This window comes from Marinitoga hydrogenitolerans DSM 16785, from assembly GCF_900129175.1.
GTDB classification, from domain to species: Bacteria; Thermotogota; Thermotogae; order Petrotogales; family Petrotogaceae; genus Marinitoga; species Marinitoga hydrogenitolerans.
Genome location: NZ_FQUI01000026.1, coordinates 20,141 through 32,729, shown reverse-complemented (window position 1 = coordinate 32,729; position 12,589 = coordinate 20,141). Strand labels below are relative to the sequence as shown.

Here is a 12,589-nt window from a genome sequence, read left to right as displayed (position 1 = left end):
TTCTGCTTTTTTAGCTCATGATATGGGTAGAGATGATTTACTTACTTCTATTAAATCAACTCGTTCTAATTTTGTTCGGAGATAATATACATACTTACTATATACTTACTATTAACTATTTTTATTATTTATTATTTTTTTGAAATTTCAATCTTTCAAATTAGCGAATCTTTTTGATTCATTCTTTTGGTTTATGCTTTTCATACTACTTTTCAGTTTGATTTCGTTCCTTTTTTCTACTTCTTTGTTTCCCCTATCTCTAATTTTGCTAATTTTTCCCTGTTTACCTTTGTGTAATCTTTTTTGCTTTGCCGTTACTTTCTTTTTCCTCTATTTTTGAAGATCCTATCTTTCTTAAAGAATTATATAAGTTGTTTTTTAAGTTATGATTTCTTTTATTTCGTTAATAATAACGTTATTTATCTTTTTTATGATATAATATAGTATACTAAATACAACATTTTTAAGTGAGGTTTTTTATGAATTACATAAATTCTTTTCTAAGCACTTATTATGGAAAAAAAATAATAATTTCTTTTACTATATTTTTCATACTTTATCTTTTAAAAAAACTAAATAATACCATTGTTTTAAAAAAAATAAAAGAAACTAAAACTAAATACTACTGGAATAAGACTTCCAATTATTTTATAATCTTAATAGGTGCTTTATTAATTGGAAGATTATGGTTTGAAGGGTTCCAATCTCTTTCAACATTTTTAGGTTTATTTTCTGCCGGTTTAGCAATTGCTTTAAGAGAATTGATAACTAATTTTGCTGGTTGGATATATATAATTACTAAAAAACCATTTATAATAGGAGACAGAATAGAAATAAGTGATTTTGCTGGAGATGTTATAGATATTAGTATTCTTAATTTTACTATATTGGAGATTAAAAACTGGGTTAATGCTGATCAAAGTACTGGAAGAATTATTCATATTCCAAATGGAATAATATTCAATCAAAATCTTGCTAATTATACCAAGGATTTTAAATTTATATGGAATGAAATTCCTGTTTTGATTACTTTTGACAGCAATTGGAAAAAAGCCAAAAACATTTTATTGAATATTGCTAAAAAACACGCTGAACATTTGAGTAAAGAAGCTGAAGAAAAATTAAAACAAGCTGCTGCAAAATATATGATATATTATAACAAATTAACCCCGATAGTTTATACAAGTGTTAAAGATAATGGTGTCTTATTAACTATTAGATATTTAATACATCCAAGAAAAAGAAGAGGGTCTTCGCATGAAATTTGGGAATCTATTTTAGAAGAATTCTCTAATAATGAAGATATTAATTTAGCTTATCCGAGTCAAACAATATATTTAAAAAAATGATCCAATTTTTGTAGGATCATTTTTTTAAATTATAACCAAGTCCGGCTGTTTTATTAGATTTTAATTTATTTATTAATTCATTATAATTTACATTATATTTCTTTGATAGTTCTTCTACTGCTTTTTCAATATTATAATTATTTTTTTTCAAAAAATCTGAAACTTCTTCATATCCAAATAATTCAATTAAAGGTGTAATTAACGTAAAAGATTGCATTAGATTTTTTGTACATCTTTCTTCATTTGGTTGAATTAAGTTTATATATTTTTTTAAAGCATATGTTGATTTTTTTAAAAATTCTATTGATTTTAATGTATAATGTATTATCATAGGAGTTAAATGATTCAACTCTAAATTACCTAAACTTGCTGCATTTGTTATTAAATTATCAAAAGCTATTACACTCATCGACAATTGTATTGCATATTCAGGAATTACAGGATTTATTTTCCCTGGCATAATCGAGCTTCCAGCTTGAATTTTTGGCAATATTACTTCGTTTATTGAACTTGATCCTAACAATCTAATATCATTAGATATTTTTATTAAATTCACAGCTAATGATTTTAATAACCCACTTACTTCTGAAAAAACATCCAAGTTTTGTGTTGCATCTATTAAATTTTCAGCTTTAGCTATTCCAATTTTTGTAACTTCTCTAATTTTATTCGTTATTTTTAAAATATAATTTTTTGGAGCTGCTATTCCCGTTCCTATTGCAGTTCCACCAATATTTACACTTCTTATTCTTTCTTCAACTTTATATAGTCTCCATCTATCTCTACTCAAAGCATCTGCCCATGCACCAAATTCTTGTCCTAATAATATTGGAACTGCATCCATTAATTGAGTTCTACCTATTTTTCGTATTTTAATAAATTCTTTTTCTTTAATTTGAATATTATCTTGCAAAATAATAATATTTTCAACTAATTCTCTCAATTCCTTTATTATAGCTATCTTCCCGGCTGTTGGAAATACATCATTTGTTGATTGGTGCATATTAACATGATCTAAAGGATTAACAATATATTCTGATTTTTCTCCGCCTAAAAGTTCTGTAGCCCTATTTGCTATAACCTCATTAACATTCATATTTATCGAAGTTCCTGCCCCACCACTTAATGGATCAACAACAATATCATTTTTCAATATCTCCCATTCATCACATGCTTTAATAATGCTTTCATAAATTTTATCATTTAAATATCCCAATTCATAATTTACAATTACTGCGGCCTTTTTTATCATAAAAAAGGCCCACAAAAAACTTTCATTAAACTTTTCACCTGTATTTGGAAAATTATTAAGTGCTCTAAATGTATGTATACCATAATACACATTATCAGAAATTTCAACTTCTCCTATAAAATCTTTTTCTTTTCGCACAATTACACCTTCTTTAATTCAGGAAAAATTTCTAATGCTCTATCTAAAACACCATGTAAATAAGATATTATAACTCCATAGTTGACTATCGGAATACTATACATGTTTGCGATATGTATTCTTCTTAACATATTCTTCCTTGTTAAAGTACATCCTCCACAATGTATAATTAATTTAGCATCTTTAATAATTTCATAATCTGGAAAATCCACACCTGCAAAAAATTCTATATTTAAATTTATTCCTAAATGATTTGTTAACCATCTTGGTATTTTGACTCTTCCTATATCTTCTGTTAATGGCCTATGAGAACATCCTTCCATTATAATAACTTTATCATTTTCCTCCAAATTTTCAATTGCTTTTATTCCATCTGATAAAACATTTAAATCACCTTTATGACGAGCTTCTAATATAGAAAAGGTTGTTAACGGTGTATCAAAATCTATATCAGAAACTACTTTCATAACACTCTGTGAATCAGTAACTACTAAATCTGGTTTTTGATTTAATTTTGCTAAAGTGTGTCTTAATTCCCTTTCCTTAGTTACAATCGCTATAGCTTCTCTATCCAATATTTCTCTAATAGCTGTAACCTGGGGCATTATCAGCCTACCTTTCGGAGCACCTAAGTCTATTGGTACAACCAAAACTACAAGTTGCCCCGGTTCTATTAAATCTGCTATTAAGGGGATTTCTTCATCATTAGGTGTTATTTCTGATATTTTCTTTTTTAAATATTCAATATTTTTGTGTTCTTTTGCAGATATTTCTACAATTTCTTTTGTGAACTCAATATAAGATTTTTTTATTTCTTCAATATTAGTTAACTCATCTATTTTATTTATCACTACTATAAAAGGAATGTTTAATTTATTAAAATTGTCGATTAATTTTTTCTCATATTCAGAAACTACATCTGTTACAACTAATAAAGAAATATCTGCTTTATATAATGCTTTATTCGCTTTGTTTATTCGCTTTTTTCCAATTTCATTTTCATCATCATCTATACCTGGAGTATCCACTAATGTAATTGGCCCTAAAGGAGCTAATTCCATACTCCTATATACTGGATCTGTTGTTGTTCCAGGTTTATCACTTATTATCGCTATATCCTGATCTAATATAGCATTTATCAACGTGGATTTCCCTACGTTTCTTTTACCAGTTATTGCTATATATTTTCTATATCCTTTCATTGGAGAAGCCATATTATGCCTCCTTTATGAACAAATTTCTTAATGTATATGGCGGAATAGACAATCCCATATTTATAATTTCTTTTGCGGTTTCAATAAGATCTACCTTTATTTTTTCGTCATAAATATTATAATTTTCTCTATATTTATCAGGTGTTAAATTAACCATAATAACATTACACCCACAATTCAATGCTTTAAATTGATATTTTCTATCTATAGTTCCAAGTGCCGTTGTCGCTGGCATCTGCGCATATGGTATAGCTAATCTAGTTGCAGCATATGCCTTTAACGTCAATTCCGCTGAACCATTTTTATAATTTTCTAATGGCGTATTATGTGTAGAAATAAACGGTCCCATGCCTATCATTTTTATATTATGCTCTTTCATAAAAATAATATCTTTTGCAATATCTTCTAATGTTTGACCAGGAAGACCTATTATATTACCAGAACCTGTTATATAACCTAAATCAACAAGATGATCTAACAGTTTTATTCTTAAATCATAATCTTTATCTGGATGAATACTCTCAAATATTTTTCTATTTATTATTTCATGCTTTAATAATACCTTTGAAGCTCCTGCCTTTCTAAATCTTTCATAAGCTTTTTTACTCCTTTCACCTATTGATATTGATACAGCTGTTTTTAACTCATGATGTATTTTATAAATTAATGCTTCTAATTCATCATCACTATAATTATCATCTTCTCCAGATTGTAAAATTATCGTTGTTAATCCCATTTCTACTCCATTTTTTGCTATTTGAAAAATCTCATTAATTGGTATTCTATATCTATTAATCTCTTCATTTTGAACTCTAATACCGCAATAATAACAACTTTTTTTACAATAATTACTAAATTCTATAACTCCCTTTAATGTAACTATATCAGTATTCAGAATTTTATTTACAATATCTGCAACTTTAAAAATCTTTTCTTTTATGACTTCGTCTTTTAATGATAATATCCACAGTATTTTCTCATAATCTAATGTTTTATTTTTTATGAAATAATCTATAATTTTATTTATTTCTTCTGGCATTTCAGTTTTAATGTCAACTAATCTTTTTGTTAATTTCTCAAATCTTTTTGAAATTATAATCACCACCTAAAAGTATAAATCTCTTTCGCCATTTTTTACTTTTTCTATTTTTTCAAGTAACTGCTCTTTTAAAGGATTATTTTTCATGTTTTTTATTTCTTCTTCTATTCTTCTAATACCAATTACTTTTGTCCTTTCTGGCGCATAATCCTCAATATATTCTAAAAATGTTAATATTGCGTTTGGAGTACAGAACCTTTTTACAAATCCCGGAATTGCAAATTCCATAAAATGTTCTCCTGTTCTTCCTAACCTATAACACCCTGTACAAAATGAAGGTAAATAACCTTCTTCAGCCAATTCTTCAATAATCTGATCTAATGTTCTATTATCACCTAATAAAAATTGACTTCTTTTAATTTTTTCATCATCTGTTTCATGATAACTACCTACGCCTATTGATGAACCTCCATCTATTTGAGACACTCCAAATTTCATAACTTCATTTCTTATCTCTACTGGTTCTCTCGCAGTTAGTATTAATCCTGTATATGGGACAGCCAATCTTAAAATTGCTACCAATTTTTTAAAATCTTCATCAGATACTGCATATGGTGGCTTTTCTGCAATTGGGGTATCTAAAGCTGGTTCCATCCTTGGGAAAGATATAGTATGTGGTCCAACATTAAATCTTTCTTCAAAATGAATAGTGTGATACAATAAACCCATAGCTTCAAATTTCCAATTATATAAACCAAACAAAGCACCTATACCAACATCATCTAATCCCGCTTTAAATGCTCTATCTAACCCATATAATCTCCAATGATAATTGGATTTAGGACCATTTAAATGATATTTTTTATATGTCTCATAATGATATGTCTCCTGGAAAATTTGAAATGTCCCTATTCCCACTTCTTTAAACAACTTATAATCTTTTACTGTCTGTGGCGCTGCATTTACATTTACTCTTCTAATTTCCCCCTTACCTAATTTTGTATTATATATTGCCTTAATCGTTTCTGTCATAAATTTTGCATCATATTTAGGATGTTCTCCAAATACAACTATTAATCTTTTATGTCCCTTATTTTCTAAAGCTTTCACTTCTTCCACAACTTCATTTATTGATAAACTTCTTCTCTCAATAGCATTATTTGTAACTCTAAAACCACAGTACTGACAATTATTAATACATTCATTACCTATATACAAAGGTGCAAATAAAACTATTCTATTACCATATATTCTTCTTTTCAATTCACGCGCACCTTCAAAAACTTCTTCGAGCAAATCTCTATCTTCAACATTAAGTAATATCGCCATTTCTTCTGGATCAAGTCGATTTTTATCTAAAGACTTTTGTATTATTTCTCTTACTCTAACGGGATCTGGATTTTTTGTTTTTTCAAGTAATTCTTGGATTTTTTCTTCGGGAATAAATGATTTTAAATTCTCTGAATCTTTAATAAAATACATACTCTCACCTCATATCTTTAAAGTATTTGTTTTTACTTTAACTGACTCTATTTGACCTAATTTTCCTGAAAGTGCTCCCAATTCATCTGTGGTCATCTCTACTACTAAAAATATTATAGCTATCCCTTTTTCTTTCATCGGATATCCTACTCTTAATAAAATTTTTTCTCCGTAATTATGTAAGATATCACTTACCTTTTGATAAGCTAATTCCCTGTTATACACAATAATAGATATTGTACTAATTTTATCTTCCATAAAAAATCCCCTTCCTTTCGTTTAACACCAAGGAAGGGGAATATATTATTATTCCTTTAATACTCATCCCCTCCCTTGATGTCAGAATTTCTTCCTTCATCTCAGGAGAATTTATTCACTTTTAATTGTGATTATTATAACATTATATTGTTACGAAAAGATTAACTAATATAAAAAGAATAGCCCGAAGGCTATTCTTTATTCTACATCTATTTCTTTTTGTGATTCCCATAAACCATGGATATTACAATAAGAATGCGCTATTAATGTGCCTTTTTTATTAAGTTTTATATGTGTAACAACATGAGGTTCAGTTACAGCTGGACCAAATTCAAATCTTCCTAGATGAACTGTATTAGGATCTCCATCATAATGAATATATAAGTCAATCCAGGAAATATGATGCTCAACAGTATTAGGATGATGGATATCTTTACCAACCTGAACTTCAACTTTAAATAATTCATCAGATTTCACTTTATCCGGAGTATCTATTACAGGAACATGTTTTTCACTTTTAAAATCAGCACTTTTAATTACATCGCCTAATTTCATTATTACCCACCTCTTTTAAATTTTTTAAAATTCTTTGAATTTTTCTGCTGGTGCTCCACATACAGGACATTTATCTGGAACTGTGTCAAATGTAGTATATCCACATATTTCACAAATAAAAATCTTTTTATCTTCTAAATCATCGTTATTTTTTAAATACTCATGCGCATCATTATACATTTTTTCATGTATTTTTTCTGCTTCCAAAGCAAAATGCGCACTTCTTATAGCTTCTTTTTCTTCTTGAAATTCTGATGCATTTTTATATACTGGATACATTTCTTCAATTTCGAAATGCTCTCCAGCAGCTGAATCTTCTAAATTTGCATCCACTGCTCCTAAATATCCCAATGCTTTAAAATGATTTCTTGCATGAACAAATTCTGCATATGCTATAGCTCTCCATAATCTTGCTAAATTTTTTTTACCCTGAGCTTCTGCATCTTCAGCATAAATAGAATATTTCATGTGAGCTTTTGACTCACCACAAAAAGCATCTTCTAAAAATTTTCTTGTCATCTCTCTTTTAACCATATGTTCCACCCCCTATATAATATATATTACAAAATTAAAATTATTACAAGATAATTCTATATTTTTTATGTTAAGATCAAATTTCCAAAAAATTAATTAAAGATTAAGAAGATAATTATCAAAATAGAACAATTTTTATGTTATAATATATTTCAGAATAATTTTAGGAGGGAATTATGGAAAGAAAATATAAAAATATTCAATTTTATAAATTTTGTTCTTATGGATTTTTAAAGAATTTGAGATTTTTTGAACCTTTTTTAATTCTTTTTTTCTTAGAAAAAGGATTAACGTATTTCCAAATTGGTATCTTATATTCTATAATGAAAATCGCAACAAACATTTTAGAAATACCAACTGGAATTATTGCAGATTCAATTGGCAGAAGACGATCTATGGTTTTTTCTTTTTCAAATTATATAATTTCATTTTTTATCTTTTATTTTTCTAAAAATTTCCTTTTATTCTCCTTTTCAATGATATTATATGCTTTCGGAGAAGCTTTTAGATCAGGAACTCATAAAGCTATGATTCTTGAATATTTAAAAATTAAAGGTTGGTTTGATTTGAAGGTTCATTATTATGGGAATACACGATCTTGTTCTCAAATAGGTTCAGCTATTTCTTCACTTTTAGCTGCAGGTATTGTATTTTATTCGGGAAATTATCAATCAATATTCTTGTTTTCTATAATCCCTTACGTTTTAGATTTAATTTTAATGTTTACTTATCCAAAAGAGCTTGATGGTGAGTTAAAAGAATTTAATTTAAATAATTTCAAAGCTTCTTTTTCAGGTGTTTTAAAAGAATTTGCTGTATCATTTAAAAGTTTTAACTTATTTAAAAGTGTTTTATTAACTGCTACTTATAGCGGGTATTATTCTGCTGTTAAAGATTTTTTGCAACCTATATTAAAGGCATTCGCTCTTTCTCTGCCAATATTTATAACACTTGAAAGCGAAAAACGTTCATCTATTGTGATCGGTATTGTGTATTTTTTACTTTATTTATTAACATCGTTTTTTTCACGAAATTCTGGAAAATTTTCCGAACGATTTAAAAATTTATATATACCTTTAATAATTACTATGAATTTGGGTTTTTTATTTGGAATAATAAGTGGATTTACTTATCACAAAGGATTTATTTTTGTTTCTATTATTTTTTATCTTGGAATATATTTGATTGAAAATCTCAGAAGACCTATTGGTGTTGCTTATATTTCAGAAAATATAAATAGTAATATTTTAGCTTCTGTTTTATCCGTAGAGTCACAACTAAAAACTATTTTAGCAGCTATAATAACTCCAATTATTGGTATAATTGCTGACAAATTTAGTCTTAGCACTGCATTAATTATAATTTCTTTAATGTTTTTAATGGTAAATTTTTTACTTTTACATTTATCAAAAAAAACATCCCACTAAAAATGGGATGTTTTTTTATTTATTACTTTAAAATCCCTAATTCAACGTGAATATTTTTCTGTTTAGGCAAAATTTTTATTACTTTTGGATTGTATTTTTTCTTAAATACAGTTCTATCTAAATAAGCTATTATTCCATATGCTCCACTCATTCCAAATAAACCAACAATAAATGATTGTATATCGTTTTTCGTTATATAATAAGCTATTAACAATAAAATTAAAAAGGAGAGAAGAGGAAATCCATAAATTATAAAGGAGATTTTAGAAATTGAAAAATCTGGTATTTCAACTATTACATAATCACCTATAGATGGAATTTCATCAAACTCTTTCTTTTTTATTTTCATCGTTCTTTCATTATTACCACCTGTTAAATTACATGCACCATTTAAAGAACAGCTTTCGCAACTTGAACTTCTTGTACTTATTAAATTAACTCTTTCTTCATCTATTGAATCAACCAAAAATACTTCTCTCATCTTACTCCTCCATATCTAAATTAATAATAATTTTTGAAATTATTGTATGTTTACATCTATTTATAACTGCATAGCTTTCTTGTGAAAGAAAATATGCTTTTATATATGTTCTATATCTTTCTACCTCTTCTTCCAACGATTTATCTATCTGTTCTAAATATTCACCATCAAGAACCTTATTTAATATATCATATTTTTTTTCATCTATCATACGAGGTTCTCCTCCTTTAACAACTTTTGAAACTTTTTCCTTGCGTAATGCAATCTACTCTTTACGCTTCCTAAAGGTTTATTGAGCTTTTTAGCTATTTCATCATAACTTAAACCATCAATATCTCTTAACTTTATTAACATTCTATCTTCTTCAGAAAGATTTTCCATAATTTTTTTTATTTTCTCCATTTCCATTTCATCTAATACTTCACTGGAAACATTTACATCGGCTTCTGGTTGAATTCCAATTCCTTCAGTATAATTCTCTGTTAAATCAATATTTTCAACAGCGTATTTTTTCTTTTTTCTAATATAATCTTTTCCAACGTTAATAGTAATTTGATATATCCATGTTGAAAGTTTCGAATCACCTCTAAAAGTATGAATGCCTTTAAATATTTTAAAAAAAACCTCTTGAAGAGCATCTTCTATTTCACTTGGATCAACAAACTTTTTTAACGTTACATATATTTTAGGTGCGTAAGTATTATATAATTCTTCAAAAGCTTCTTTATCCTTTTCTTTTAATTTTTCAATTAATTTTTTTTCATTCAAGAAAAATCACCTCTTTGCGGTTTTTATTTATTATACCACAAAAGAGGCTCCTACTATATCTTTTTAGACTATAAAAATTATATTTTGTTCAATTTTACTTAACTTCAAGTATTATATTTTGTAAATATAAATTTTTTAAATTTGATAATAATATCGGTTTTTCTGGATCTGATATGTCATATATTAAAAGTCCATTTTCTCCATCTGCAATGTATAAATAATTATCACTAATATATCCTCCATAACAAAATCCTTTTGTATCAACAGCTGATAACAATATAGGTTTTTCTTTATTTGAAACATCTATTAAAGAAAATCCTTTTTCACCTTCCGCATAAAAAACAATATTACCATCAAAGAAAACTCGAGCCCATTCTGATTTTATATCTACCTTAGAAATTAATTTTAAATGTTCTTTATCTTTTACATCAATTATTTTTAATCCAACACCTCCGTCTGCAAGATATGCTATATCATTTTCAACTACCACATTATATGCAAAACCATCTGCATCAAAATAACTTAATAACTTAGGTATTTTCTCATCAGAAACATCAACAATAACAAAACCATCATATCCCATAGGAATATAAGCATAATTATTTTCTACAAATATTCTTCCAGAAGCACCTTTCAATTCAAGATAACTGGCCGAAGTTAAAGAATAATCTTTGTTAATTTTTGCAATTTCCATTCCAGAACTTCCCTCAAGAATATATGCTATATTATCTTTAACAAATATCGAATAAACTTTTCCAAATGTTTTTAGTTTTCCAACTTTTATTGGATTTTTTATATCACTAATATCTGCAACAACAACTCCATTTATCCAATCTGCAATATATGCATGTTTATCTCTAACATATAAACCTACCGCCCAGCCTTCGGTATAGACATGATTAACAATTTTAGGTTTTTTAGGATCTGATACATCTATAATATACATACCAATTCCACTGCCTGTAGTATATACATATTTTTTATTATCCGTTATTTCTTCAAATATTCCAACTGTTGCTTCTTGAGTTAAAATACTGGATTCAACGGTTACGGTGGTACTTTCCACAGTTACCTGGGTTGACAATTCAGAAATTTCTTCTGAAATTAATATTTTTTTTGTGGAAAAATTCCATATTGAACTTTCTTTTTGTTCATCTCCTGATTTGGCTATCACTTTCCAATAATAATTTTTCCCAAAATCTACTGAAACATCATAAAACTGATATCCCAAATTTTGAGCTATTAAACTCATATTTTGCGGCTCTACTCCCAAATAAATATCAAATAATGCTTCTTTACCTTCATATTTCCATTTCAAAGTTAAATTTGTTTCTAACTCGGTTGCACCATTTGTTGGAGTTGGTTCAAACGGAACTCCAAGTTCTTTAACAGATTTTGTTTGAAATGCCCAAATATCACCGTATCTGATTCCTCCATGTCCATCTTTTGCAACTACCTTCCAATAATATCTTGCATCTTCCTTTAAATTAACTTCAATCGATGGCTCTTCAAGAGCAGTTGCTATTGGTTTCATAGTATCTATTGATCGCCCTAAATAAACATCATAATATATTTTATCACCGTCTAAATCTTCACTTTTCCAATTTAAGGTTATTATTAGCGGAACATTTATTTCTCCATCTTTAGGATTTGGAGAATGCGGTTTCAAAGGTATTGAATTTTCTGTACTAAAAAACCAAATATCACTATCTGTAGCATCTTTTTTGTCTTTTGCAACTACTTTCCAATAATATGTTTTATTATAATTTAACACTTTTGAAAATGATGTTTCTGTTAAGTTTGATGCTATAGGAGTTAATTTATCTTTTTCAGTTGATAAATATATGTCATATGTTAAAGAATCTCCATTTGGATCACTTGCATTCCATGTAAAAACAGCATTTACCGGAATCTCTGTAGCTCCATTAATTGGAGAATATAATTCTGGTATAGATGGTGGGTCATTTTTAAAAACTATTGGCAAAATAACAACACCTGTCATTGCTAATATAAATGCAGATATAGCTAGTATTATAAATTTTAATTTCAATTTTAATCACCTCTATGTATTTTATTCAATTGATTTTTCCAT

The 12,589-nt window shown here is 27.4% G+C and carries 13 protein-coding genes; 2 read left to right on the top strand and 11 right to left on the bottom strand.

All coding sequences use genetic code 11. From position 1 onward, the window contains the following. Positions 1-479 precede the first annotated feature (479 nt). Positions 480-1,349 (top strand): mechanosensitive ion channel family protein, encoded by an 870-nt coding sequence (locus tag BUA62_RS07775; RefSeq protein WP_072865168.1) that lies wholly within the window; start codon positions 480-482, stop codon positions 1,347-1,349. 16 nt (positions 1,350-1,365) lie between these two features. Here BUA62_RS07775 and BUA62_RS07770 read toward each other — a convergent pair whose 3' ends face one another. The 7 genes from BUA62_RS07770 to BUA62_RS07740 all read right to left on the bottom strand — a co-directional run bounded on the left by BUA62_RS07770 (position 1,366) and on the right by BUA62_RS07740 (position 7,821). Next, the gene (locus tag BUA62_RS07770) at positions 1,366-2,739 is read right to left on the bottom strand and encodes an aspartate ammonia-lyase (RefSeq protein ID WP_072865166.1); all 1,374 of its coding nucleotides are present in this window, start codon (positions 2,737-2,739) and stop codon (positions 1,366-1,368) included. Positions 2,740-2,741: 2 nt separating this feature from the next. Next, complete coding sequence (gene hydF, locus BUA62_RS07765; protein WP_072865164.1) at positions 2,742-3,953, bottom strand: [FeFe] hydrogenase H-cluster maturation GTPase HydF; 1,212 nt, start codon at positions 3,951-3,953, stop codon at positions 2,742-2,744. Position 3,954: 1 nt separating this feature from the next. Beyond that, entirely contained in the window at positions 3,955-5,058 is a 1,104-nt protein-coding gene (gene hydE / locus BUA62_RS07760) for a [FeFe] hydrogenase H-cluster radical SAM maturase HydE (RefSeq protein ID WP_234970298.1), read from the bottom strand. After that, positions 5,059-6,474: a [FeFe] hydrogenase H-cluster radical SAM maturase HydG gene (gene hydG / locus BUA62_RS07755; RefSeq protein WP_072865163.1), complete on the bottom strand. Its 1,416-nt coding sequence runs from the start codon at positions 6,472-6,474 to the stop codon at positions 5,059-5,061. A 9-nt stretch (positions 6,475-6,483) separates the two neighbouring features. After that, entirely contained in the window at positions 6,484-6,732 is a 249-nt protein-coding gene (locus tag BUA62_RS07750; RefSeq protein ID WP_072865160.1) for a TM1266 family iron-only hydrogenase system putative regulator, read from the bottom strand. A gap of 198 nt (positions 6,733-6,930) precedes the next feature. Then, entirely contained in the window at positions 6,931-7,287 is a 357-nt protein-coding gene (locus tag BUA62_RS07745; RefSeq protein ID WP_072865159.1) for a class II SORL domain-containing protein, read from the bottom strand. Positions 7,288-7,311: 24 nt separating this feature from the next. Next, positions 7,312-7,821 (bottom strand): rubrerythrin family protein, encoded by a 510-nt coding sequence (locus BUA62_RS07740; protein WP_072865157.1) that lies wholly within the window; start codon positions 7,819-7,821, stop codon positions 7,312-7,314. Positions 7,822-7,997: 176 nt separating this feature from the next. Here BUA62_RS07740 and BUA62_RS07735 point away from each other — a divergent pair, with 176 nt between their 5' ends. After that, positions 7,998-9,248: an MFS transporter gene (locus tag BUA62_RS07735; protein WP_072865155.1), complete on the top strand. Its 1,251-nt coding sequence runs from the start codon at positions 7,998-8,000 to the stop codon at positions 9,246-9,248. A 22-nt stretch (positions 9,249-9,270) separates the two neighbouring features. Here the strand turns inward: BUA62_RS07735 and BUA62_RS07730 are convergent, their stop codons facing one another. From BUA62_RS07730 to BUA62_RS07715, 4 genes are all read right to left on the bottom strand, one after another. Continuing rightward, positions 9,271-9,729 (bottom strand): SoxR reducing system RseC family protein, encoded by a 459-nt coding sequence (locus tag BUA62_RS07730; protein ID WP_072865153.1) that lies wholly within the window; start codon positions 9,727-9,729, stop codon positions 9,271-9,273. A 1-nt stretch (position 9,730) separates the two neighbouring features. Then, the gene (locus BUA62_RS07725) at positions 9,731-9,940 is read right to left on the bottom strand and encodes a hypothetical protein (protein ID WP_072865151.1); all 210 of its coding nucleotides are present in this window, start codon (positions 9,938-9,940) and stop codon (positions 9,731-9,733) included. Then, positions 9,937-10,497 (bottom strand): sigma-70 family RNA polymerase sigma factor, encoded by a 561-nt coding sequence (locus BUA62_RS07720; RefSeq protein ID WP_072865149.1) that lies wholly within the window; start codon positions 10,495-10,497, stop codon positions 9,937-9,939. Before BUA62_RS07720 ends, BUA62_RS07725 begins: the two co-directional genes overlap by 4 nt. Before the next feature lie 94 nt (positions 10,498-10,591). Next, positions 10,592-12,547 carry a hypothetical protein gene (locus tag BUA62_RS07715; RefSeq protein WP_072865146.1) on the bottom strand — a complete coding sequence of 652 codons (1,956 nt, stop codon included), beginning with the start codon at positions 12,545-12,547 and terminating at the stop codon, positions 10,592-10,594. Positions 12,548-12,589 lie beyond the last annotated feature (42 nt).

Excerpts from the sequence above, each read along its gene's own strand:
- BUA62_RS07750 (WP_072865160.1), bottom strand. The coding sequence starts at position 6,732 with ATGGAAGATAAAATTAGTACAATATCTATTATTGTGTATAACAGGGAA.
- BUA62_RS07740 (WP_072865157.1), bottom strand. The coding sequence starts at position 7,821 with ATGGTTAAAAGAGAGATGACAAGAAAATTTTTAGAAGATGCTTTTTGT.
- BUA62_RS07775 (WP_072865168.1), top strand. The coding sequence starts at position 480 with ATGAATTACATAAATTCTTTTCTAAGCACTTATTATGGAAAAAAAATA.
- BUA62_RS07725 (WP_072865151.1), bottom strand. The coding sequence starts at position 9,940 with ATGATAGATGAAAAAAAATATGATATATTAAATAAGGTTCTTGATGGT.
- BUA62_RS07745 (WP_072865159.1), bottom strand. The coding sequence starts at position 7,287 with ATGAAATTAGGCGATGTAATTAAAAGTGCTGATTTTAAAAGTGAAAAA.
- hydG (WP_072865163.1), bottom strand. The coding sequence starts at position 6,474 with ATGTATTTTATTAAAGATTCAGAGAATTTAAAATCATTTATTCCCGAA.
- hydF (WP_072865164.1), bottom strand. The coding sequence starts at position 3,953 with ATGGCTTCTCCAATGAAAGGATATAGAAAATATATAGCAATAACTGGT.
- BUA62_RS07735 (WP_072865155.1), top strand. The coding sequence starts at position 7,998 with ATGGAAAGAAAATATAAAAATATTCAATTTTATAAATTTTGTTCTTAT.
- BUA62_RS07730 (WP_072865153.1), bottom strand. The coding sequence starts at position 9,729 with ATGAGAGAAGTATTTTTGGTTGATTCAATAGATGAAGAAAGAGTTAAT.